The 22,850-nt window shown below is 55.2% G+C and carries 28 protein-coding genes; 15 read left to right on the top strand and 13 right to left on the bottom strand.

The genetic code is table 11. From position 1 onward, the window contains the following. The first annotated feature begins 50 nt into the window (after window positions 1–50). The gene (locus tag Q0775_RS04725; RefSeq protein WP_298858209.1) at window positions 51–1,013 is read left to right on the top strand and encodes an NADPH:quinone oxidoreductase family protein; all 963 of its coding nucleotides are present in this window, start codon (window positions 51–53) and stop codon (window positions 1,011–1,013) included. On the opposite strand, the gene Q0775_RS04720 is transcribed toward Q0775_RS04725, so the two are convergent. Continuing rightward, window positions 1,010–1,987 carry a DMT family transporter gene (locus Q0775_RS04720; RefSeq protein ID WP_298858208.1) on the bottom strand — a complete coding sequence of 326 codons (978 nt, stop codon included), beginning with the start codon at window positions 1,985–1,987 and terminating at the stop codon, window positions 1,010–1,012. The genes Q0775_RS04725 and Q0775_RS04720 overlap by 4 nt on opposite strands. 78 nt (window positions 1,988–2,065) lie before the next feature. On the opposite strand from Q0775_RS04720, the gene Q0775_RS04715 reads away from it, so the two are divergent. The 11 genes from Q0775_RS04715 to Q0775_RS04665 all read left to right on the top strand — a co-directional run bounded on the left by Q0775_RS04715 (window position 2,066) and on the right by Q0775_RS04665 (window position 11,295). Beyond that, window positions 2,066–2,581, top strand: coding sequence for a CoxG family protein (locus tag Q0775_RS04715; protein ID WP_298858207.1), 516 nt, complete (start codon window positions 2,066–2,068; stop codon window positions 2,579–2,581). Window positions 2,582–2,650: 69 nt separating this feature from the next. Next, a complete protein-coding gene (locus Q0775_RS04710; protein ID WP_298858206.1) occupies window positions 2,651–3,583 on the top strand; it encodes an ABC transporter ATP-binding protein in 933 nt (310 codons plus the stop codon). Continuing rightward, on the top strand, window positions 3,580–4,341 hold the full coding sequence (locus tag Q0775_RS04705; protein ID WP_298858205.1) for an ABC transporter permease: 762 nt from the start codon (window positions 3,580–3,582) through the stop codon (window positions 4,339–4,341). Before Q0775_RS04710 ends, Q0775_RS04705 begins: the two co-directional genes overlap by 4 nt. Before the next feature lie 50 nt (window positions 4,342–4,391). Further along, on the top strand, window positions 4,392–5,189 hold the full coding sequence (locus Q0775_RS04700; protein WP_298858204.1) for a S49 family peptidase: 798 nt from the start codon (window positions 4,392–4,394) through the stop codon (window positions 5,187–5,189). Between the two features lie 168 nt (window positions 5,190–5,357). Further along, window positions 5,358–6,317, top strand: coding sequence for a calcium/sodium antiporter (locus Q0775_RS04695; protein ID WP_298859947.1), 960 nt, complete (start codon window positions 5,358–5,360; stop codon window positions 6,315–6,317). 10 nt (window positions 6,318–6,327) lie between these two features. Next, window positions 6,328–7,107: an SDR family oxidoreductase gene (locus Q0775_RS04690; RefSeq protein ID WP_298858203.1), complete on the top strand. Its 780-nt coding sequence runs from the start codon at window positions 6,328–6,330 to the stop codon at window positions 7,105–7,107. A gap of 286 nt (window positions 7,108–7,393) precedes the next feature. Beyond that, window positions 7,394–9,259 carry an excinuclease ABC subunit UvrC gene (gene uvrC / locus Q0775_RS04685; protein ID WP_298858202.1) on the top strand — a complete coding sequence of 622 codons (1,866 nt, stop codon included), beginning with the start codon at window positions 7,394–7,396 and terminating at the stop codon, window positions 9,257–9,259. Window positions 9,260–9,407: 148 nt separating this feature from the next. Then, entirely contained in the window at window positions 9,408–10,073 is a 666-nt protein-coding gene (pgsA, locus tag Q0775_RS04680; RefSeq protein WP_298858201.1) for a CDP-diacylglycerol--glycerol-3-phosphate 3-phosphatidyltransferase, read from the top strand. Continuing rightward, window positions 10,073–10,318 (top strand): molybdopterin converting factor subunit 1, encoded by a 246-nt coding sequence (gene moaD / locus Q0775_RS04675; RefSeq protein WP_298858200.1) that lies wholly within the window; start codon window positions 10,073–10,075, stop codon window positions 10,316–10,318. Before pgsA ends, moaD begins: the two co-directional genes overlap by 1 nt. Window position 10,319: 1 nt before the next feature. After that, entirely contained in the window at window positions 10,320–10,763 is a 444-nt protein-coding gene (locus Q0775_RS04670) for a molybdenum cofactor biosynthesis protein MoaE (RefSeq protein WP_298858199.1), read from the top strand. 85 nt (window positions 10,764–10,848) lie between these two features. Beyond that, a complete protein-coding gene (locus Q0775_RS04665; RefSeq protein ID WP_298858198.1) occupies window positions 10,849–11,295 on the top strand; it encodes a universal stress protein in 447 nt (148 codons plus the stop codon). A gap of 10 nt (window positions 11,296–11,305) precedes the next feature. Here Q0775_RS04665 and Q0775_RS04660 read toward each other — a convergent pair whose 3' ends face one another. From Q0775_RS04660 to ubiA, 3 genes are all read right to left on the bottom strand, one after another. Beyond that, window positions 11,306–11,632: a hypothetical protein gene (locus Q0775_RS04660; protein ID WP_298858197.1), complete on the bottom strand. Its 327-nt coding sequence runs from the start codon at window positions 11,630–11,632 to the stop codon at window positions 11,306–11,308. Beyond that, window positions 11,629–13,488 (bottom strand): OmpA family protein, encoded by a 1,860-nt coding sequence (locus Q0775_RS04655; protein WP_298858196.1) that lies wholly within the window; start codon window positions 13,486–13,488, stop codon window positions 11,629–11,631. Before Q0775_RS04655 ends, Q0775_RS04660 begins: the two co-directional genes overlap by 4 nt. Window positions 13,489–13,564: 76 nt before the next feature. Further along, on the bottom strand, window positions 13,565–14,539 hold the full coding sequence (gene ubiA, locus Q0775_RS04650; RefSeq protein ID WP_298858195.1) for a 4-hydroxybenzoate octaprenyltransferase: 975 nt from the start codon (window positions 14,537–14,539) through the stop codon (window positions 13,565–13,567). An 11-nt stretch (window positions 14,540–14,550) separates the two neighbouring features. Between ubiA and Q0775_RS04645 the strand changes: the two genes are divergently transcribed. From Q0775_RS04645 to Q0775_RS04635, 3 genes are read left to right on the top strand one after another with little or no spacing between them, the layout of a single operon-like run. Continuing rightward, a complete protein-coding gene (locus tag Q0775_RS04645; protein WP_298858194.1) occupies window positions 14,551–15,276 on the top strand; it encodes a 16S rRNA (uracil(1498)-N(3))-methyltransferase in 726 nt (241 codons plus the stop codon). Then, complete coding sequence (locus Q0775_RS04640; RefSeq protein WP_298859945.1) at window positions 15,273–15,800, top strand: hypothetical protein; 528 nt, start codon at window positions 15,273–15,275, stop codon at window positions 15,798–15,800. The genes Q0775_RS04645 and Q0775_RS04640 overlap by 4 nt, the downstream gene beginning before the upstream one ends. 54 nt (window positions 15,801–15,854) lie before the next feature. After that, entirely contained in the window at window positions 15,855–17,225 is a 1,371-nt protein-coding gene (locus Q0775_RS04635; protein WP_298858192.1) for a glutamate--cysteine ligase, read from the top strand. Window positions 17,226–17,233: 8 nt separating this feature from the next. On the opposite strand, the gene Q0775_RS04630 is transcribed toward Q0775_RS04635, so the two are convergent. The 9 genes from Q0775_RS04630 to pyrC all read right to left on the bottom strand — a co-directional run bounded on the left by Q0775_RS04630 (window position 17,234) and on the right by pyrC (window position 22,704). Next, the gene (locus Q0775_RS04630) at window positions 17,234–17,809 is read right to left on the bottom strand and encodes a DUF805 domain-containing protein (RefSeq protein ID WP_298858190.1); all 576 of its coding nucleotides are present in this window, start codon (window positions 17,807–17,809) and stop codon (window positions 17,234–17,236) included. 137 nt (window positions 17,810–17,946) lie between these two features. Then, window positions 17,947–18,297 carry a hypothetical protein gene (locus Q0775_RS04625; RefSeq protein WP_298858188.1) on the bottom strand — a complete coding sequence of 117 codons (351 nt, stop codon included), beginning with the start codon at window positions 18,295–18,297 and terminating at the stop codon, window positions 17,947–17,949. 29 nt (window positions 18,298–18,326) lie between these two features. Continuing rightward, complete coding sequence (locus tag Q0775_RS04620; protein ID WP_298858186.1) at window positions 18,327–18,764, bottom strand: hypothetical protein; 438 nt, start codon at window positions 18,762–18,764, stop codon at window positions 18,327–18,329. Window positions 18,765–18,775: 11 nt separating this feature from the next. Then, a complete protein-coding gene (locus Q0775_RS04615) occupies window positions 18,776–19,222 on the bottom strand; it encodes a hypothetical protein (RefSeq protein ID WP_298858184.1) in 447 nt (148 codons plus the stop codon). 24 nt (window positions 19,223–19,246) lie between these two features. After that, window positions 19,247–19,780 (bottom strand): MarR family transcriptional regulator, encoded by a 534-nt coding sequence (locus Q0775_RS04610; protein WP_298858183.1) that lies wholly within the window; start codon window positions 19,778–19,780, stop codon window positions 19,247–19,249. 90 nt (window positions 19,781–19,870) lie between these two features. Beyond that, a complete protein-coding gene (locus tag Q0775_RS04605; protein ID WP_298858182.1) occupies window positions 19,871–20,527 on the bottom strand; it encodes a hypothetical protein in 657 nt (218 codons plus the stop codon). After that, window positions 20,524–20,808: a hypothetical protein gene (locus Q0775_RS04600; protein ID WP_298858181.1), complete on the bottom strand. Its 285-nt coding sequence runs from the start codon at window positions 20,806–20,808 to the stop codon at window positions 20,524–20,526. Before Q0775_RS04600 ends, Q0775_RS04605 begins: the two co-directional genes overlap by 4 nt. Then, window positions 20,805–21,413: a glycerol-3-phosphate 1-O-acyltransferase PlsY gene (gene plsY / locus Q0775_RS04595; RefSeq protein ID WP_298858180.1), complete on the bottom strand. Its 609-nt coding sequence runs from the start codon at window positions 21,411–21,413 to the stop codon at window positions 20,805–20,807. The genes Q0775_RS04600 and plsY overlap by 4 nt, the downstream gene beginning before the upstream one ends. Before the next feature lie 16 nt (window positions 21,414–21,429). Further along, window positions 21,430–22,704 carry a dihydroorotase gene (pyrC, locus tag Q0775_RS04590; protein WP_298858179.1) on the bottom strand — a complete coding sequence of 425 codons (1,275 nt, stop codon included), beginning with the start codon at window positions 22,702–22,704 and terminating at the stop codon, window positions 21,430–21,432. Window positions 22,705–22,850: the final 146 nt, after the last annotated feature.

The following is a 22,850-nucleotide window of genomic DNA, read 5'->3' as shown; positions in this document are numbered from 1 at the left end:
GATGCCGCAGGCCACTCTGCGATAAATTCCACGCAAAGGGAGGCTGCGCGATGCGTGCCATGCAGGTAACGGACTACAACACGCCACTGAAAATGATGCAGCTCGAAATGCCAACTCCTGCGGCGGGTGAAGTGGTGGTACAGGTTGCAACTTGTGGCCTCAATTTTGGTGATACGCTGATGATCAAAGGCAGCTATCAGGAAAAGCCCTCTTTGCCGTTTACGCCGGGGATGGAGCTTGCCGGGGTGATTACTCATGTGGGTGAGGGTGTCACGGACCTGCACGTGGGGCAGCGCGTTGCAGCCCACAGTGGTGTGAACGGTCTCTCTGAATTTGCCGCTGTGCGCGCCGAGATTTGTGTGCCGATCCCTGACGAGATGCCCTTCACCGATGCTGCTGCGTTTCTGATCACTTACGGGACAAGCCATATCGCCCTTGATGACAGGGCGCAGTTGCAGGCAGGTGAGCGGCTGCTGGTGCTAGGTGCGTCAGGTGGCGTTGGGCTCACAGCGGTTGAGTTGGGAAAGCTGATGGGGGCCGAAGTTATCGCCTGTGCGCGCGGTGCGGAGAAACTGGAGATTTGCAAGCGGTTGGGCGCGGACCATCTGATTGATTCCGACACCGACGACATTCGGGCGCGGGTAAAAGCGCTGGGCGGTGCGGATGTTGTTTATGACCCGATTGGCGGCGCACAGTTCGAAGCCGCGATGCGGGCATGTAACGTAGGAGCGCGCCTGTTGCCGCTGGGGTTTGCCAGTGGGGAGGTGCCGCAAATCCCTGCGAATATCCTTCTGGTCAAAAACATGACGGTTCTGGGCTTTTACATCGGCGGTTATGCTAAGCTAAAGCCGAAGGCACTGCCGCGCAGTTTTGCGACGCTTATGGGCTGGTATCTTGAGGGCAAGCTCAAGCCGCATGTGAGCAATGTGCTGCCTTTGGAAAAGGCGAACGAAGGGCTTGATCTGCTCCGTACCCGCAAAGCGACGGGAAAGATTGTGATCGAGGTCAGCTAGTGTCGTCTGGCAACGGGGCGCACGGTTGTGCGCTTTGCTTTGGCCTGCTCGCGGAAGAACACAAACAATCCTGACGCGATGATGAGGGCAATTCCTGTCCAAACCTCCCATGTGGGCAAATCGCCAAAGACCATTAGCCCCCAGAATACGGCCAAGGGGAGACCGATATACTCAAACGGTGCAACCGTTGCTGCATCGGCAAGGCGGTAGGCCTGACTGAGTGAATAGCCGATGAGCGCGCCATTTACCCCCATGACCAAAAGCCAGATCCGCTCTGATGGGGTGGGCCAGACCCATGCCCGCAACAGAAATTCAAGCGAGGCATTGGTGGTATTGGCAGCAAAGCGACCGTCGCCCGCCACAAGGTAGAAGCCAATGGAGACGATGAGGAATGTCGCTTGGATATAGATCGCAAGCGTTGAGGCAGGTGCCTTGACCCCCAGCTTGCGGGTCATCAACTGGTTGAGCGCATAGGTGAGGGCGGCCAGCACAGGCAAGAGTAACACAATGCGCGAGGCGGGGAGGCTGTCACCACTCTCCCACGGGCGCTGCATGATGATCACACCGATAAAGCCGACGATCACAGCACCGATGCGCAGGGGGCCTACTTTTTCACCCAGCAAAGGGATCGACAGCAGCGTGATAAAGAGCGGTGCCACAAAGAAAAGCGCAGTGGCATCGGCCAGCGGCAGCACGGCGAGCGCCAGAAAGAATGCCATATTCGAAATGACGACCAAGATACCGCGAAACAGATGCAAGAGGGGCTTGTCGGTGCGCAGCGCAGCAAAGCCGCCCTCGAACTGCAAGAACACCAGCGTAATCAGCAGGGCGATCAACGAGCGAAAAAATACAATCTGGTGCAGCGGATAGCCACTCGAGAGCTGTTTGATGAGCATGTCGTTGAGGGAGATGCACAAAACCCCGAACAGCACAAATGCGATTGCAAGGCCCGCACGATTTGAGGGTGTTGTCATCCCGCCACCTTCATCAATCCCGTTGCAGCTGTCCAGAAAAATTCATAGCGTTAGGCTTCAACTCAGGAGAGCTACGCCATGCAAATGTCAGACACCCGCCAGATCGCCGCGACCCCCGCCGAGGTTTATGCGGCTTTGCTTGATCCCGAAATGCTTAAGGCCTGTGTGCCGGGGGCGACAGAAGTGTCGGGATCGGTGGAAGAAGGTTTCACTGCGACGGTTGTGCAGAAAGTCGGCCCCGTGAAAGCGACGTTCAAAGGTGAAGTCGAGATCACAGATATGGTGCCTGATACTTCGCTGCGCATTGATGGTGCAGGCAAGGGCGGCGCGGCTGGTTTCGCAAAAGGTGGTGCTGATGTACGACTGGTCGCCACTGCGGACGGTTGCGAGTTGAGCTATGACGTAGAGGCCAAAGTCGGCGGAAAGCTGGCGCAACTGGGTAGCCGCATCATTGACGGATTCGCTAAGAAAATGGCGGATCAGTTCTTTAATAATTTGCAAGCGACGCTTGAGGGTCCCCCAGAGGCGGACGCCGCAGAAGACGCCCCTGAGGCTGAAGGCAAAAAAGGCTGGTTCGGGTTGAAGAAATCGTAACGCAGCGGCCCTCTTGTTGCTGCTGCGCAAAGCGGTCTAGGTAGGCATTAGCCCAAACTGGAGACTGCCATGCCCCTGATTGTCGATGTAGTTGCGTTGCGAAAAGCCTATGCAGGCGGGTTCGAGGCGCTTAAGGGGGTGGACCTTCAAATTGAGGAGGGCGAAATTCTTGCCCTGCTTGGACCTAATGGTGCAGGCAAGACGACCTTGATTTCAACTGTTTGCGGAATAACAACAGCCACATCGGGCAGCGTCAAAGTGGGCGGACATGATACTGTCAAGGATTTCCGCGCTGCTCGCTCCATGATCGGGCTGGTGCCCCAAGAGATTAACCTTGAGCCGTTCGAGAAGGTTCAGAACACGGTAAAATTCTCGCGTGGGCTGTTTGGGAAGTCTGCCAATCCAGCGCTGATTGAGAAAATTCTGCGTCAACTGTCCCTCTGGGACAAGCGTGACAGCCAGATACGCGAGTTGTCAGGGGGCATGAAACGCCGCGTTCTGATAGCCAAGGCGCTGAGCCATGAGCCGCGCGTCTTGTTTCTGGATGAGCCGACAGCAGGCGTAGACGTTGAGTTGCGGCGCGACATGTGGGAGATTGTTGCGGAACTTAAGCGTGACGGCGTCACGATCATTCTGACCACCCACTACATCGAAGAGGCCGAGGCAATTGCCGACCGCATCGGCGTGATTGCGCAAGGTGAAATCCTCTTGGTCGAAGAAAAATCCAAGCTGATGGCGCGGATGGGCAAGAAGGAGTTGGAGGTCCAACTTTCTGAGCCAATCTTGGAAATTCCTGCCAGTCTTGCGTCGGACACCCTACGCCTCAAGGGCGACGGCAGCGCGCTGATCTATAGTTATGACACCAAGAGCGAGCGTACGGGCATTACCAAGTTGCTGGCAGACGTGGCGGCGGCGGGGCTGGTCTTGCGCGATGTTGTCACAAGGCAGTCCAGCCTTGAGGATATTTTTGTCGACCTCGTTCACGAAGGAGATGCACCATGAACTGGACCGCTGTAAAATCTATCTATGTCTTCGAGATGGCACGCTTTTTCCGCACGATCACGCAGAGTTTCATCTCACCGGTTCTTTCCACTTCGCTGTACTTTGTCGTCTTTGGCGCGGCTATAGGCAGCCGTATCCAAGAGGTCGAGGGTGTTTCCTATGGTGCGTTCATCGTGCCGGGGTTGATCATGCTTAGCGTGATTACACAGTCGATCTCAAACGCGAGTTTCGGGATATACTTCCCCAAATTCATTGGCACGATATTCGAGCTGCTCTCCGCGCCAGTGAACTTCCTTGAAATCGTGATGGGATATGTAGGCGCTGCGGCAACCAAGGCGTTGTTTATCGGCGTCATCATCCTTGCCACGGCATTTTTGTTTGTGGATTTTGAAATACAGCACCCCTTTGCCATGGTCGGCTTCTTGGTCCTCACCTGCATCAGTTTTGCGCTGATGGGCTTCATCATTGGCATTTGGGCGGGCAATTTTGAGCAATTACAACTGGTGCCGCTGTTGATCATCACACCTTTGGTCTTTTTGGGCGGTTCATTCTATTCCATCTCGATGCTGCCGCCCGTTTGGCAAATCATCTCCCACTTCAATCCCGTCGTTTATTTGATCTCGGGCTTCCGCTGGTCCTTCTTTGGGTCGGCAGACGTGTCAATCGGCCTGAGTCTCTTCGCGATTGCAGGGTTTACCACGCTCTGCATGGCCGTGATTTGGTGGATATTCAAAACAGGCTGGCGCATCCGGCAATAATCACTCGCCCCCTCCTTGTTGCTGGGGCCGTGCGGCTCTACATGTGAGGAATGAAACAATGGCTCCCCTTTTTGAAAAGTGACCCGACCGTAGCTGTGATCCGGCTGTCGGGGATGATTGGCACCTCTGGACGCGGCGCGCTCAATGATGCGAGCCTTGCGCCTGTGATTGAGAAAGCCTTCTCTAGGGGTAAGCCCGTCGCAGTCGCACTTGAGGTTAATTCACCGGGAGGTAGCCCTGTGCAATCCTCGTTGATCGGTGCGCGGATTCGGCGCTTGGCGGAAGAAAAGAAGATTCCCGTTATTGCCTTTGTCGAGGATGTGGCTGCGTCTGGTGGTTATTGGCTCGCGGCAGCAGCGGATGAAATTTATGCCGATACATCATCGGTCGTCGGTTCCATCGGAGTTATTTCAGCAGGCTTTGGCCTGCATGAGTTGATGGAAAAAAACGGCGTGCAGCGGCGCGTCTATACGGCGGGCAATTCCAAATCCATGCTTGACCCATTCCAGCCGGAAAAGCCCGAAGATATCGCGCGGCTCAAAGAGTTGCTTGAAGATATTCATGTAAACTTCAAAGAGCATGTGACGACCCGCCGTGCGGGTAAGTTGGCCGAAGACCGTGATCTGTTCACCGGCGAAATCTGGCTTGCGCGCAAAGCGATTGAGGTCGGATTGATCGACGGTATTGGCCACATCAAACCGCATCTGCAAGAGCGGTTTGGCGAGAAGGTAAAGATGCGCCGTTATGGTGTAAAGAAAGGTCTGCTCAACCGTTTTGGTGCGCAGATCATAGGGGATGCGGTGCACGGCATAGAAGAACGCGCCCAATTTGCACGATTCGGCCTTTAGTATGATCCTAAAAATTGTTGCTTTGTTTCTGGTTTTCATCGGCGTCTTGGGCTGGTTTGGTAAAATGCATTGGATCGGCGGTAAGGCCCTGACACAACGCAAATGTAAAGAATGTGGACGCTACCGCATCGGTAAAGGGCCCTGCGCCTGTGGAGGGAAGCGGGGATGATGACTGCGTGGATACTGTCGGGCCTCGGGCTAGTGATTTTGCTCCTTGCAGGGGATGCGCTTGTAAAAGGGGCAGTGAACCTTAGCCTGAGAATTGGCATACCAGCCCTTATTGTCAGCCTCACGATCGTAGCCTTCGGCACCTCCGCACCCGAACTTCTCATTTCTATAAAAGCGGTTCTGGACGACGTTCCCGGTATTGCGATGGGGAATGTTGTGGGTTCGAACACAGCTAATATCCTTCTGGTTCTGGGTATTCCTGCCTTGCTTGCCACGATGCACACATCGGAATGCAACACGCGCAAATCTTTTAACCACATGATTGCGGCGACGCTCCTGTTTATTGCTCTGGCATATCGCGGGGTATTCGACTGGGTTGCATCGATCGCGTTATTGGTAGCCCTTGCAGCGATGCTGTTTGATGCGGCGCGGGATGCACGTGCCCATCGTAATGCGGATTTGGCCGAGGCCACGGACGAGGAAGAAGATCTTGAAGGGGTCGATCCCGATATGCCGACCTGGAAGATTGGACTGTTCCTTGCCCTCGGGCTCGTAGGTCTGCCTCTTGGTGCGTCTCTGCTGGTGGATAACGCAACAGTTATAGCCAAGGAATTCGGGGTTAGCGATACGGTGATTGGCCTCACACTGGTTGCCATTGGTACATCCCTGCCAGAATTGGCGACAACTGTTGTCGCGGCGCTGCGCCGTCAGGCCGATGTGGCGCTGGGCAACGTTATCGGGTCAAACATGTTTAACCTTCTGGCAATAATCGGAATTGCGGGACTGGTTGGACCGATTGAGGTGGATCCCGAATTCTTGCGCTTTGATCTGTGGGTCATGCTTGGCGCATCGTTGCTGCTGATCCCATTTGTTTATCTTGGTCAAAACATCACGCGGGTCTGGGGGTTAGCCCTCACTGCGCTATATGCCACCTATCTCTTTGTGGTTTTGGCGGGTTAAGGACGATAACATGAAACGAGCATTGGTAACCGGCGCGGGTAAGCGACTTGGCCGCGCTATGGCGCTGCATCTAGCAGAGCGGGGGTTTGACGTCGCAGTGCACTATGCGGCGTCGTCTGACGCAGCTGATGAAGTGGTGGCACAGATCAAAGAGATGGGACGCCAAGCCAAATCTTTCCAAGCTGATCTTCTGGATCTTGATGAGATGGAGACGCTTCTGCCGCGTGCGGCTGAGGAATTGGGGGGACCAATCACCTGTTTGGTGAACAACGCGTCGATATTTGAATATGACAATATCACAAGTGCGACGCGCGTCAGCTGGGACAGGCACATAAATTCGAATTTGCGTGCCCCCTTCGTACTCAGTCAGGCGATGGCAACGCAGGATTTGCAGCCTGAAACAGATGACAGAGGGGAGCCAGTTGCTTCTGGCTTGATCGTTAACATGCTGGATCAACGGGTGCGCAAACTCACGCCCGAGTTCATGACCTATACGCTTGCCAAAGCCGCGCTTTGGTCACTAACGCAAACGACGGCCCAGGCTCTTGCGCCTGCTATTCGGGTCAATGCGATTGGCCCCGGCCCCACGTTGCAGGGGAGCCGTCAGTCAGCAGTCCATTTTGAAGGCCAGCGCGCTGCCACTGTTCTCAAACGCGGCGCAAATCCGCGCGATATTACCGCTGCCTTGGGATACTTTCTGGACGCACCCGGTGTCACGGGCCAGCTGCTGTGCGTCGACGGTGGTCAGCACCTCGGATGGCAAACACCCGATGTTTTGGGCGTGGAGTAAAGCGCAGGGTGGCAAAGTTTTGCACGTAAGAATGGAATTTGGTAAATCTGTTAAGGGTTTCATTGGTTAATGAGCGGTTTTGAAGCTACTATTAAATTAAATCAATTGTTTACAATAGTTTAAGTTTTTGCCTAAAAAATAGTCGTTCCAGCGAACCTCTTAAAAATTAACGAAAAACTCTGTGTGTTCAGAAGTTATAGACAGAGTTATCCACAGGAAAAGTGGACATGTTAGTGGTTGATGCTGCTGTTAAAACATGAAGAGAACGAGAGAGAATCGAACGGTTATGTCCGACGCAGAAAAACCCCAGCTTTCGGGCTATGACGTCATCCAGAGTTACCTCAAGACTTTGGACGGCTCACCGGGTGTTTACCGGATGCTGGATGGCGAGAGCAGGGTGCTTTATGTTGGCAAAGCGCGAAACTTGCGGGCCCGTGTCAGTAATTACGCGCGGCCCAGCGGCCACAGCCCACGCATCGCGCGTATGATCGACAACACTGTCTCGATGATGTTTCTCACGACTAAGACCGAGACCGAGGCGTTGCTGTTAGAGCAAAACTTGATCAAGCAACTTAAGCCTAAGTTCAACGTACTGCTTCGCGATGACAAGAGCTTTCCCAATATCCTTGTTACCAATACGCACGACTACCCACAGATTAAAAAACATCGCGGCGCGAAGAAGGAAAAGGGCGCTTATTATGGTCCTTTTGCCAGCGCGGGTGCGGTGAACAGAACGCTGAACCAGCTTCAACGCGTGTTCTTGCTGCGAGATTGCACGAACTCCCAATTCGAAAGCCGCACACGGCCCTGTTTACAGTACCAGATCAAGCGGTGCTCAGCACCCTGTGTGGGTAAAATCAGCGCAGAGGAGTATCGGCAGACTGTTGAGGACGCGCAGAAGTTTCTCGCCGGAAAGACGACTGGTATCCAAACACGGCTTGCTGCCGAGATGACTGCGGCGTCTGAGGAGATGGAGTTTGAACGTGCCGCAGCCTTAAGAGATCGCATCAAGGCACTAACGCAAGTTCAGACAACGCAAGGCATAAATCCCAAAGGTGTGAGCGAAGCGGACGTCATTGGTTTGCACATGTCCGACGGTCAGGCCTGTGTACAGGTGTTCTTTATCCGCTCGGGTCAGAACTGGGGCAATCACGATTATTATCCGCGTGTGGGCGATGATGTGGAGCCTGCCGAAGTTCTGGAGGCCTTTATCGGCCAGTTCTACGACCAGCGCGATCCGCCACGCCAACTTATCCTGAGCCACGAGATCGAGAATCCGGACCTGATGGCGGCGGCTCTAGCCACCAAGATTGACCGCAAGGTCGAGTTGTTGGTGCCACAGCGCGGTGAGAAGGCCGAGCTGGTTGATGGTGCATTGCGCAATGCCCGAGAAAGCCTTGCACGTAAGATGGCAGAGAGTGCCACGCAGACCAAACTGCTCAAAGGATTGGCGGAGGCATTTGATCTGCCAAAAGTACCAGATCGAATCGAGGTCTATGACAACTCCCACATTCAGGGTGCTTTTGCCGTAGGTGCGATGGTGGTTGCGGGGCAAGAGGGGATGATGAAAAGCCAGTACCGCAAATTCAACATTCGCGGGGATGACCTTACCCCAGGTGATGATTTTGGCATGATGAAAGAGGTGTTGATGCGCCGCTTTAAGCGCCTGATCAAGGAAGATCCAGAGCGACGCGAGGGGAATTGGCCTGATCTGCTGCTGATTGACGGCGGTGCGGGGCAGGTGAGTGCAGTGCGTGAAATTATGCGGGAGTATGGCGTCGAGGATATCCCGATGATTGGCATTGCCAAGGGAGAGGACCGTGATGCAGGTAAGGAGGAATTCTACCGCACGGGTAGGCCAGTTATGGCTCTGCGGCACAATGATCCGGTGCTCTATTTTATTCAGCGCATGCGCGACGAGGCACACCGCTTTGCAATTGGAACGCACCGCGCCAAGCGGGCAAAATCTGTTGGGGCCACACCGCTTGACGATGTTCCAGGGGTGGGAGCCGCGCGAAAGCGCGCACTGCTGGCACATTTCGGTTCGGCAAAGGCGGTCGCACGCGCGAATCTGCATGATTTAAAAGCGGTTGAGGGGGTGTCAGGGGCATTGGCTGACACGATCTATGCCTACTTCCATGAGAAAGGGTGAGCCGAGACTTCTTACTCTCTCGCCTTTTTCCTTTGGGGTGACTTGATTTGCTAAATAGAAGCGAAGGATCGCGCATATCAGATGTCTTGTTCCTGTGGGGACAGGGTTCGTGCTTTTACGTGATGTTTGCGCGGTGTAGGGTGCAATTATGAAGTGGAATGTACCAAATATCCTGACCGTGATGCGGTTGCTTGCTGCGCCCTGTGTGGCTGTGATGTTTTTGTATTTCACGCGTCCCTATGCGGATTGGTTTGCACTCCTGCTCTTTGTCTCGGCGGCGGTGACGGATTGGGTTGACGGCTATCTTGCACGCGCGTGGAAGCAGGAGACAAAGCTAGGTGCGATGTTGGATCCTATCGCGGATAAGGCGATGGTTGTAATTGCCTTGATGGTTATCATTGGCTTTTCAAGTTGGTCGCCTTGGCTTGTGCTACCTGCGACTGTGATCTTGTTTCGTGAGGTTTTTGTATCGGGTTTGCGGGAATATCTCGGCGATACTGCGGGAACTTTGAAAGTGACGAAGTTGGCCAAATGGAAGACTGCATTGCAGATGACTGCGATTGCCGTCTTGTTCAGCCAAGGGGTGTTTGAGCATTATTTGGGAATGAGTGTCTACGGCATGGATGAAACGATGGTTCAAGCAATCCTGAACGGCACTGAAGAAGATACGCTTGGGTTGGGCTGGAAGGTGTTGGCTATGGAATGGTCGGGCCGGATCGGGCTGTTTCTTTTATGGCTCGCTGCGGCGCTGACGGCGGTGACGGGGTGGGATTATATGATGAAGGCTATGCCGCATCTGAAGGAGGGGCGTTGATGGACGTCTTGTATTTTGCGTGGGTGCGCGAGCGCATTGGCCTGCCGCGCGAACAGATTGAAACGAGCGCTGTGACCGTTGCAGATTTGGTTGCAGAATTGAGGGCGCGTGAAGAACGCTATGCCGCCGCTTTTGAAGATACGTCTGCCTTGCGCGTCGCGTTGGACCAAGAGCTTGCTGATTTTGACGCCCCGCTTGCTGGTGTGCGCGAGGTCGCGTTTTTTCCACCTATGACAGGCGGGTAGCATGCGGATAAGTGTTCAAGACGCGCCTTTTGATCTGGGGCAGGAGAGCACCACCTTCGCGTCGGGTCGGCGTGATATGGGCGCAATTGTAACCTTTACTGGCGTTGTGCGGGACCTGTCTGACGATCCTATGGAAGCCATGGAAATCGAACATTATCCAGGGATGACAGAAAAGGCGCTCTCTGAGATGGCATCGCAGGCGCAGGCGCGTTTTTCGTTAGGGGATGTTTTGATCATTCACAGATATGGTCGTCTGGTTCCGGGTGAGATGATTATGATGGTGGCAACCGCCGCGCGACACCGCAAGGATGCTTTTGAAGCGGCAGCGTTTTTGATGGATTATCTCAAATCGCGCGCGCCTTTTTGGAAGCGGGAAATTTCTGCGTCAGGGAAAGCATGGGTGGCGTCTACCGAAGAGGATGAAGCCGCTTTGTCCCGTTGGTAGGACGGCACCACGTATTGATCCATGTCAAAGCAGCATTGAGACACGCAAGCGTAGGCTGAGAGGATCACCCATTGGAGGACAGAATATGATTAAGTCTATTGTCGTTGGTATCGACGGCTCTGACGCGGCCAAACGGGCGCTGCAACTTGCATGCCAGATTGCGTTGAAATTCGATGCAAAGCTACAAATTCAGCATACTCCACGGGATGAAACGGTGGTCTACGCCGCCGAGGCGATATCGGGCTTTTATGTGGGCACGAATGTTGCTCAACAAGAGCTCTTGCTAGAGGCTGCGGATAAGCTGGGTGAGCAAGCCCGTGACATTGCCGCAGAGGAGGGGCTTGAGACTGTCGAAGTGCATATCGGCCATGGCGATCCTGCACATGACATTCTTGACCGTGCTGAAGCTGCATCGGCTGATTTGATCATTACCGGACGTCGTGGTTTGGGAAATCTTGGATCGCTTGTCTTGGGCAGCACGTCACATCAGATCAGCAAGAACGCCAAATGCGCGTGCCTCACTGTTCCTTAACGGCGCTTGATCATCCTGCGCGCTGGCTTTCAATATAGGCACGCATTTCTTCTGCTTCATGGCGTGCGTCGCGCAGGCCGTCCATCGCGGCGCGCAACTCGGCCTCTGTCTGCGACAGCTGGTTTGTAAGCTCGGCCTCACGCTGTTGCAGATAGGTGATCGCCTGATCCCGCGTCTCTTCAGCCTCGTGAAGCTCTTGGCTCATCCGGTCGAGTTGGGCCACATCATCCGACGCTACGCGGGTAAAGCGGTGCAGTAGCCAGTTGGCAAACCATCCCATGCAGAATGCAACGAATAGAATGATGGCGGTCGCGAGGACGAATTCAAATCTGCTCATTCTGTAGCGCTTTCTTCGGTCGGTGTATTTTCTGTTGTATCATCGTTTTCGCCAGACGTTGCAACGGCACCAGAGCGTACCAGCCGGAATTCGATCCGTCTGTTAGCTTCTCGTCCGGCTTCTGTCGCATTGTCTGCAACGGGGCTTGCTTCACCATACCCGACTGCTTTGAACGAATTGGTAACCACACGGCGTGCGCGCAATTCATTGAGAACTGACTCCGCACGACTTTGGCTGAGGGCGAGGTTCATATCGCCGCCGCCCTGACTGTCGGTGTAACCCTGAATTTCAAGATCAAGAGCGCCGCAGCGTTTGAGTATGGCCGCAATGTCATCCATCGTTCCTAGGGCAGACGCATCAATTGTTGCTGAACCAGGCTCAAAATTAATTTTGCCAGCAGCAACGATCGCACCGATTTCAGCCTCGCACTCATCAGGTGTGGGCAAGCCAAGGACGGGGTCCAGCCTTTTTTGATAGGTCACGTTTACATCGAAAGCCGATCCTTCGCCCAGTTTACCGGCGAGCAACGAGGCGATCTCGGTCGAGGCGTCAGGATTGCCGGTATTGCCAGTGATTTGAACGCTGTCAGGTGTGATGGTCGCAGTACCGTTGCTCAGCTGGCCAAGCCCTTCAAGGCCAGCCAGTACGCGGGTGGCCCAGTCGGAAGGCAGATCATCCACAACCCGCGTTGCGGTGAACACTTTGTCAGAGCCGAACCGCGCCTTTGCAAAGCTGGTTGTGAGGTCACGCAACGCATCATCGTTGACGCGGCCGCGCAGTTGCACTTGGCCTTCAGGGCTCAGGGTCGCAGTGAATTCGGGGGGGCCTGCATTCGGATCCTGCGCCTCTGGCAACTTTGCCTGCAGGGCGAACACGGCGGGCAGGCTATTTTCCAGCTCGCCGACGACATCGTCAAAAAGCGACTGGCTGGTTTCTGGGGCCGCAAGCAGCGTAATGTCGGCGTCCGCAATTGTAATAGAGCCGCCACCAAGTTTTGTCAGCGCACCGATTGATGCGGTAACGGCATCCGCCCACCGCGGCGTGGGAACGCCCAAGCCCACAGTACAGCGCGGGTTTTCCGCACCTGCGGCTTTTGCTGCGCTGATGATGCGCTGCGCCGCTTGATCGGTATCGGCAGAGCATGCGTCAAAGCTTGCCCCGTCTGGTGTGATCTGAAACCGCGTTGTGAACGGCGTAATTACAGGGCGCGGGGCGGAAATATCCAGTTGCAAGAGAACCTGTCGCGGGGCCATGCGTCTGAGGTTTTGCTCAAGGCGGGCTTTTTCCTGTGCGCTGTTTGTGATGGCTGTGATGGCAACGCGTTCCGCCTCAACAGAAACTTTGGCGCGAGGGAGGCTACTCATCGCAGACAAGGCGAATTCGAGTGTACTTTCCCAACCTTCAGGCGCTGGATAATCCGCAGTTTCAAGCAGATCCGTCACGCCGTTCGAGCCTTCAAGGCTGGAAAATCGCGCGATTACATATTCACGGTCTGTGCTGGTGGGGATGAGGCCAATGACGGATACACCACTTTCGTTGCGAAGGATTTCGGCGGAGAACTTAGGCGCGGCAAGTGCTTCCTGAGCGGCGACGCCCATGCCGTCAATCACCCGCGCTGCGTCGACAACAGAGCCTGCGGTAGTTAGTGCCGAAAAGCGTACTGCCTCGGTGGGGGCGATACCAGTGAGCGAGACTTGCAAGCCGTTTGCCTCGACTTCAGCCCATGTCATTCCTTTTTCGTCCAAGGCATCACGCACACCGATCTCCGAGGAATCCTCAATCAGCTGTACCGAAAAGCTTGCTGCAACAAGGCAGATAACCGCAGCGGCAGCAAAGGTCAGAAAAATTGTGAGCATGGAGGAGAGGCGCATAGGCACTTTCGGAACAGTTGGAGGTTAAGCAGGTGATACGATGCTGATGCCTGTGGTGCAATCACAGGAGTAGTGCAATCGCGAAAAAGAGCAGCGGTATTATGCCGGTATCTCTGTTGACTCGAAACAATTGGAGCATTTTGTCGGTATTGTGGATGTCGAGGCCGCGCAACTGCCACGCCATATGCCATCCCATCGCCCACGGCCCCCCAATTGCCACGGCAAGGGCGAGGACAGAAGCATTTGGCAGCGCGGAATAAATCACCGCGATCCCCATCAGTCCGACAGTCGCCATAAGAAACCGGCGCAGCCATTTGCCAGTGTTTTCACCAAATAGACGCGCGGTGGATTTAACACCGATCAACGCATCATCCTCCGTGTCCTGATGGGCGTAAATTGTATCATAAAAGAGCGTCCATGCGATGCCAGCGAGATAAAGCACAACTGCCGGCGCATCGAGTTGACCTGTGTGGGCCGTCCAAGCCAGTAATGTGCCCCAGTTGAAGGCGAGGCCCAAGAATACTTGTGGCCACCAGGTGAAGCGCTTGGCGAAGGGATAAATTGCAACTGGTATCAGGGCAAGTACACCAAGGCGGATTGCAGCAGCGTTGAATGTCAGCAGGATCATAAATGAGATAAGCGCCTGAATGATCATCCAGATCACCGCCCCTTTGACACTTACCTGACCCGACGGGATAGGCCGTGAGCGGGTGCGTGCTACCTTTCCGTCAAAGTCACGGTCTGAGATATCGTTCCATGTGCAACCCGCGCCGCGCATCAAAAACGCCCCAAGTGCACAGCCCACAAATATCCAAAGATCATACCACGATGTCTGTTGGTCATAGATCATCGCCAGCGACAGCCCCCACCAGCACGGAAGGAGCAAAAGCCATGTGCCGATTGGCCTGTCTGCGCGGCTGAGCCGCAGAAAGGGGCGTGTTGCGGCAGGGGCATAGAGGTCCACCCAATTATGGGAATATGCATCTGCAACTGTTCCATTGTCTTGCGGCTCTGGTGGTGTGGCGTTGTCTTGCATATATCCATCCTATGGATGCGAAAATCAGACTTTATGTAGAGCACCCTTTAGGGGATGGGCAAACAGTTCCTTTGGACCGTGGGCAGGCGAATTATCTTTTCAACGTTATGCGGCTTGCTGCTGGCGCACAGGTACTGTTGTTTAACGGGCAGGACGGCGAGTGGCAGGCCGAAGTGTCGCAGGCAGGAAAGCGCGGTGGTGAGCTGACGTGTCTGGAGCAGACCAAGCCGTTGCAGATGCCGCCGGACCTCTGGCTTTGCTTTGCACCGATCAAAAAAGCGCGCACTGATTTTATTGTCGAGAAGGCGGCGGAGATGGGCGCTGCGCGTATTGTGCCGATGCAAACCGACTTTACCAATGCAGGCCGCGTCCAGCGTGACCGTCTTCAAGCCCATGCTGTTGAAGCGGCAGAGCAATGTGGCGGCACTTATGTACCCGAAGTGGCCGAGATGCAGCGGTTTGATAAGCTGCTGGGCAATTGGGATTTATCGCGGCGCATCATGTTTTGTGACGAAGCACTAACATCATCGGCGTCTGGCTTCCTTAAGGGTCAGGTTTCTGCCCCATGGGCAATATTTATTGGGCCAGAGGGCGGCTTTTCCGAACGGGAGCGTGACAAGCTGCGGGCGATGGCGTGCGCAACCTCAGTCTCTCTGGGGCCGCGTATATTGCGGGCGGACACGGCGGCAGTGGCGGCCATGACCCTCTGGCAGCAAGCTTTGGGGGATTGGTCATAGTGTTCTTCAGACCTGAAGCGAAAGCAGTGTTATGGCGCTGGCGCGAGGTTTTTGTCGGTGTTGGCTTGGCCCTCTTCGGGCTTTGGTGGGTCATCGGTCCAGGGCTTCTGCTGGCGTTGCCGGGTTGGGCATTGGTGCTGGGCGGGATTGCCCTAAGCCTAGTGGGTGCACAACGGGGGCGGTTTCGGGGGGCTGGCGACGGCTTGGGCGCTGTGCAAGTGGATGAGGGCCAGATCGCCTATTTCGGACCGCTGACTGGCGGAGTCGTTGCCCTTGCCGCATTGGAACGTTTGAGCCTTGACCGCACGGCAAGCCCTGCCCATTGGCGGCTCGATGCACCTGAGCAGGCGCCCGTAATGATCCCTGTGAACGCTGCGGGAGCCGATGCCCTGTTTGACGCTTTCAGCAAATTGCCGGGGCTGCGGATCGAGCGGATGTTGTCAGAACTGCGCGCAGAGCGCGGCAACGCTGTTGTGATTTGGGAACGCACCCCCTTGCGTCCTGCCCACGCCCTGCTGCATTGACGATCAAGAGATTCTCCGCAAGGCTGTGGGGTGAACACCAAGTGGAGTGCGTGCATGTCTATTCCCCAATCCGGCGGCGGCCCGATCGAGCATATTGATCAGCTGGCCCAATACCTTGCAGATGGTTGCAAGCCCAAGGAAAAATGGCGCATCGGCACCGAGCATGAGAAGTTCGGCTATTGTAAAGACACGCACAAACCCCTGCCGTACGAAGGCGAGCGTTCGATCCGTGTGATGCTGGAGGGTCTGCGTGACCGCCACAACTGGTCTCCTGTTGAGGAGGGTGGCAAGCTCATCGGGTTGGAAAAAGACGGCGCGAATGTATCGCTTGAGCCGGGTGGCCAGTTGGAACTGTCTGGTGCGCCCGTTGAGACGATCCACGAAACATGCGACGAAGTGAATGTGCATTTGCGCGAAGTCAAAGATGTGGCTGACGAGATTGGTGTCGGCTTTATCGGTCTTGGTGCTGCGCCTGAATGGACCCATGAGGACATGGACCTAATGCCCAAGGGCCGCTACAAATTGATGAATGACTATATGGACAAAGTCGGCACCATGGGTCGCGTCATGATGCGCCGCACTTGTACGGTTCAGGTCAATCTTGATTTCTCCTCCGAGGCCGATATGGCACAAAAGATGCGTGTGGCCGTGGCATTACAGCCTGTGGCAACAGCGCTTTTCGCCAATTCGCCGTTCTTTGAAGGAAAGCTGAACGGCCATAAATCATGGCGCAGCCGCGTGTGGCGTGATCTTGATCCTGCCCGCACGGGCATGATCCCGTTTGTGTTTGAAGAAGGCTTTGGCTTTGAAGCTTGGGTGCAATATGCTCTCGATGTGCCGATGTATTTTGTCTACCGCGATGGCAAGTATATCGATGCGCTGGGCATGTCGTTCCGCGATTTTATGGCCGGCAAACTGCCCGCCCTGCCGGGTGAGACACCAATGCTGAGCGATTGGGCGGATCATCTGACCACAGCTTTCCCAGAAGCGCGTACCAAGCAATTTATCGAAATGCGCGGCGCGGATGGCGGCCCGTGGCGCAGGCTCTGTGCGCTGCCTGCCTTCTGGGTCGGTATCATGTATGATCAGGCGTCCCTTGATGGCGCGTGGGACATGGTCAAAGGCTGGGATGCCGAAACACGTGAAGCGCTGCGCGTTGCCGCTTCTGTTGACGGATTGCAGGCTAAGGTGGGCGGTATAAATATGCTTGACCTGGCACGCGATGCGGTTGCCTTGTCCGAGGCTGGTCTCAAGGCACGTGCACGTAGCGGTGCAGGCGGTTTGGTCCCTGACGAGACGCATTTCCTTAATGCGCTTAAGGAAAGCATCCAGACCGGAAAAACCCCTGCGGACGAGTTGATTGATTGCTACAATGGTGAGTGGCAGGGCGATCTGAGCCGGATCTATTCAGAGTTTTCTTACTAAGTCGCGCGTCAGGCAGGCTTGGACGCCTTGAGGACTTGGGTGCGGTAGTAGTCGGACACTTCGGCTTTGCGTGCGGCTTGGACTTCTGGCGATAGCTTTTTGTCTTTGTCGAACAGCAGCGCGTAGCCCTGCATGGCGCGCTTGTGCGAATCTACTGTGACAGGTTTGCCTGTACGGTCGGCAACTGGCCCTGATGCAGGCGTGCCGTGTACCGAAGTTTGTTCTTCGCTTGGGAACACGTGCATCACCAGCAAAACCAGTGCCCCAACGGGGATGAAGTAGAGGATCAACCAGAAGCCTGAAAACCCTGCATCATGCAGGCGGCGGACGGTCACGCTAAGAAATGCGGGCAGTGTGGCGACCCAAGCGTAGGTTGAAGCAAAATCTAGGACACCGAGTTCCAGTGCCGCCAGTTCCCCCTGTTCTTGGATTAATTCTATGATCATCACGGTGTCAAATACACCACAGGCCATAATGACCACGGTGTAGAAGAGGATGAACCACCAGTATTCACTGCGGCTTGCGCGCCCTTTGAAGGTAAAGCTGCGTGCGACGGCTTGGCTGATCGCTGTCAAAGGGCCCATATCATATCCTCTTGGTTCATTCAGCCTGACGGTGATCCATCGCTGTGGCGCAATGGTGGGTAGAATGAGGCAAATCAGTGATCTTTGCCCGTTTGAGGGCAGCAGCCCTGCCGCCCTCAAACCTGCTATTTGCTCCGTCAGGCGGCGGCGGTGTTCGGTGCTTTTGGCTGTGCGTCAAACATCAAGGCGCGCAGGGTGCCGACCGCTTGGGTGAAGCCGAGACCAAGACAAAGTGCTACAAACCCCAAGGCCCCCAAAAATCCAGTTAGCGGAACTTCCGCCATCAGGGGTAGGACAGCGCCGACAAGGATGACACCACCTGCGCCAATTGCGGCAAAGCCGGTTGCGATGGTGACAGAGGCGGCACGGGCGGTGCGCTTGCTTTGCGGACATTCACCCAACAGGGTGCCAATGCGCAGGATCATGGTGGCAAGAGCGGCCAATGCGCCAAAGCCTAGAGCGATATAGAGAGCTGCAAATACAAACATGGTAGGTGTCCTTTCAGGAGCGAGGGGGGTTAAAGACAGCGCGGTTTTGCGAAAAAATCACGCCGCAGGTATTGGTAAACGATGCCAAAGAAGTATGCCCAAGCGGGTCCGAAGATCATGCCAAAGCCCGTGAACCACAGGCCGATCCCAAACACGGCATTGTCACCAGTGATGGCTGCAAGCGCGGTAGCGAGGATCAGAGCAAAAGCCATGACCTTGAACGCGAGAAAGGCCAAGGCATTTGGATCGCCGTCATTGAGCCGCAGATACCACAGCAGCAGTGGCGTCCCCACAATGAGATACATCGGGCCGCCAAAAATCAGGGCAGCAACTGGGATCAAGAACGCAGCAAAGGTAAGTGCGGTAAAGAGAAGGGGTCCGCCAATGAGTGCTGCGAAGAAAGCAACGGGATCAATGATATAGCGTGCGGGATATGGTACAGGAGGAGGGGTGAGCATAGTATGCATGATGGCTCCTTTCAGGTGCGGGTGAACCGCTGGTAAATGAAGGTAAAAAGTGCTGCGAGAACAGGGGCGCCAAGGAGGCCGAAGCAAGTAGAGATGCCCGCGATCATCAGGGCCGCTGGGTCAAACATGACCAGCGAGAAGAATGCGCCGACTGGCAACATTGCGAGCACCGACAAAATGGACAGGGCCATGATCCGACCAACTTCGGCGTGATGGCGTTTGAGGTGGTAGATCAAAACAGGCGTTCCGATCAGCGCATAGAGTGTGGCTCCGATTGTGATGAGGACACCAAGGACACTGATTGCGCTGCGGATATCAGCGGAATCGTAAAATACGTCGAGGATAAACAGCGGACCGACTAGAGCGGTACTGAGTATGAGTGGTGCTCCAATCAAACCAGTGGTAAATCCGGCCCAGTGGATGCTATTTTCTTCGGTATTGTCATTTATTTCTGTCATTACAGAAACTCCATATCAAAATTTTTAGCTGTCTTTGCCCTTCGGCAAGAAGCGTGCGACACGTCCGCCCAATTTAATTACTGCCATCTGCACAGAGCGGGGTAGACGGGAGACATCTTGATACCAGCTGTCAAACATCTGCATCGTATCAAGAGTTTCCTTGATCCGCTGTTTTACGATTGCTGGCGTAGCGTCTTCTTCTGCCTCGCGCTGGACCGCTTCAAGTGCTTTCAAGGTTGGCAAATACTCACGCTGACGGCGGCTTTCGATCACGGTGGTGGTCAGGTCAAACATGTCGCGGATCGACGTGAAGTGATCGCGACGATCGCCCAACTTGCGCTGTGATTTCACCATGCCGAGGCTTTGAAGTTCTTTTAGGCCGTTTGAGACGTTAGAACGGGCAAGGTTGAGCAAGTCGCAGATTTCATCGGCGGTCAGTGGGTCAGGGGCAATGTGCAGCAACGCGTGGATTTGCGCCACTGAGCGGTTCGTGCCCCACTTCGCACCCATATCACCCCAGTGAAGGATAAAGTTTTGCATGGCGGGTGTCAGGTGCATCTGTGCGACTCATTCATTAATTTCTGCATTTACAGAAATAACGAAATTAACAGACTTTACAAGAGAATTCACAAATGGTTCTGCAGAAACTCATTCTTTGCGGTCGAGGGTCAGTCGAAAAATGCCTGATGATACCTTGATCTGGCGAAGCGACTGATCCGACCCACCTGTCACATAGGTCAGCTCGAATTCAGCCGACTTGATGCCCAGCGCCGACAAATGCCCTGGCCCAGCGGTGACGCGGTAGGTCATGTTGCAGGTAAGGGTATCATCTTCAACCTTACCTGCCTTTTGCGCAAAGGTCACAACACGTCGGCCATCATACATTTTCATCGAATCGGGGCAGCCGTCCGCAGAAATGAGCGCCGCGATAACGCGGACGGGATCAGTGACGCCTGCGGGAACACGTGCGACGTCCGACAGGTCTGTGATCTCGCTGGCAGGCTTAATATCGGTTGAGCTCGCGCGGCCTTTTGCAATCTCGACACGGACCACGCGCCGCTTGCGGGAGGACCGACTGTCCCCTATGAAATTTGCGCTTTTGGAATTGCCTGTGCTGGTGCCTGTAAAGGTCCCGTTGAAAACGCCCATTGGTGTGTTGTTGAGGGCAGTGCGCAGAGTAGCAGTACTGCCCTTTTTCTCATAGTTGAGTTGCCCGAGTGATTTGTTGCCGAGCAGTACGTCAAAGGTTTCAGCAGTCGCTGGCGCAGCCAATATCATGGCGAAAGGTATGACAAAGTGTTTCAATATGACGTCTCCGTTTCAGGACAATAGGCCATGATAAAGTCGACCACCTTGTCATGCTGCATTTCGCAAGGGGCAAGCTGCCCGCCGCTCTCCAGATCATAAAAGTTAAGGCTAACGTAGTCGGACTGGTCCAAAGCTTCGGCAACCAGTTTGATTGAGCGCCCGTTGTTAAAGTCGCTGCGCGTAGCGGTGTAGCGGATGGACTCCACGCGTCCCACAGATGTGCCAAGCGGAATAGCTCTCAACGCCTTGGCAAATCCTTCGGGTGCCGAGGCTCTCACTTCTTCTGGCCGATCTTGGGCTCTGTACCTGCGCGAATACGGGCGATGTTGGCACGGTGACGCAGAAATACGATGATCGCCAACAAAACGCTGAGCAGATATCCCGAGCCAAAACCCATTACAACGATCAGTATGGTGGAGGAGGCCGCAGAAAACAGCCCGCCCATGGAGGAAATGCGCGACAGGCCCGCACCGATGAGCCATGCAAGGCATGCGGCAAGACCAACAGGCCAGGCAAGAGCCAACAAAATACCAAGGAAGGTTGCGACGCCTTTGCCACCTTTGAACTTGAGCCAAACCGGATAGCAATGTCCGATCATCGCAGCGAGAGCGGCAACCTGTGCGGCATCCTCCGCTGCGAAATAACGGGCCAAAAGCAACGCAACTGCACCCTTGGTGGCGTCCAGTATCAGCGTCGCCGCCGCCGCAGGCTTTGAGCCTGTGCGCAGCACATTCGTTGCCCCTATGTTGCCCGATCCAATCTCGCGCAGATTGCCCAGACCCATTACACGGGCCACGATCACGCCAAACGGAATGGAGCCGAGCAGATATCCGATCACGGCCCAGAGCAGAAGTAAAGTCAGGGAACTCTCGAGGATTGGCATAGGTCAGCTCTCCAAATCAGGCCGTATAGACGCAAGCGCCCGATACATAAGTTGCCAGCACCTTACCTTGCATTCGCACGCCATCAAACGGGGTGTTGCGCGATTTCGAGTGTAGTGTGGCCCGATCCATCACAAAAGGCGCATGTGCATCGAACAGCACCAAATCGGCAGGTGCGCCCGCCGCAAGTCTGCCAGAGGGTAGGCCAAGTCGTTGTGCGGGGTTGAACGACATGACTCGCCAGAGTTGGGGCAGGGTGATCATTTCGGAGTGCCACAAACGCAGTGCCGCAGGCAGCAGCGTCTCTAGTCCAACAGCCCCAGACGCAGCTTCCTCAAAGGGCAGGCGCTTACTCTCTTCATCCTGTGGTGTGTGCATGGAGCAAACGATATCAATCAGGCCAGAGGCTACCGCATCGACCATCGCCAGACGGTCGTCTTCGTCGCGCAACGGCGGTTTGAGCTTAAAGAAGGTCCGGTAATTCGCCACATCCAGCGCGTTGAGCGTGAGGTGATGGATGCCGATGCCTGCGGTGACATCCAGACCGTTCTTCTTGGCGCGCGCCAGTGGTGGTAGGGCGCGAGCGGTGGTGATCTGGTCGGCATGATATTTCGCACCTGTCATCTCAACGAGTGCCATGTCACGGTCCAGCCCCATTCGCTCGGCCATCGGCGAGACGGCAGGCAAGCCGCGCAGGGTTGCAAACTTGCCCGATGTGACAGCGGCCCCCTTGCTCATAATCGGCTCTTGCGGATGGGCGATGACCAAAGCGCCAAGGCCGCAGGCGTAGGAGAGTGCGCGGGAAAACACTTTTGTGTCGGTGATCACATGGTCGCAATCTGTAAAGGCGACCGCTCCAGCGTCCATAAGAAACCCGATTTCGGTCATCTCGCGACCTTCGCGCCCCTTGGTGAGGGCGGCCATGGGCAGGACGTGGACAGGAGAGGCTTCATTAGCGCGGCGCGTCACAAACTCCAGCGTTTCGGGGCTGTCTATCGCGGGGTTCGTATCTGGCCGCGTGATCATTGTCGTCACGCCGCCTTTAGCGGCGGCCAACCCGGCAGAGCGGTAGCTTTCTTTATGCCGCTCGCCCGGCTCACAAACCTTTACCCCTAGATCGACAATGCCGGGTGCAAGGTATTTGCCGCCACAGTCAATCACATCACCTTTGGGATTGGCTAATCCACCTTCGGTCACTGCACTAATGCGGTCGCCCTCGACACTGACCGAGCCGACGAATTCGGTCCCGTTTTCGGGGTCGATCAGGGTGGCGTTGATGAAATGGTGGGTCATGGCGTCTCTTTCTGGATCTGCTGCATGAGGTGGAATACTTTTTGCGCATCGTCAATGCGTGTGAATTGGGTCAAGCGGGTTACGACGACAGTAATCAGAGCGGCTCTTCCAGACGATTTTCCCTGACTTCTCCAATATCAATCAAG

It is taken from the genome of uncultured Sulfitobacter sp. (assembly GCF_947499945.1).
Classification (GTDB): domain Bacteria; phylum Pseudomonadota; class Alphaproteobacteria; order Rhodobacterales; family Rhodobacteraceae; genus Sulfitobacter.
The sequence above is the reverse complement of the archived record's forward strand: the minus strand, read 5'-3'. Positions and strand labels throughout refer to the sequence as shown.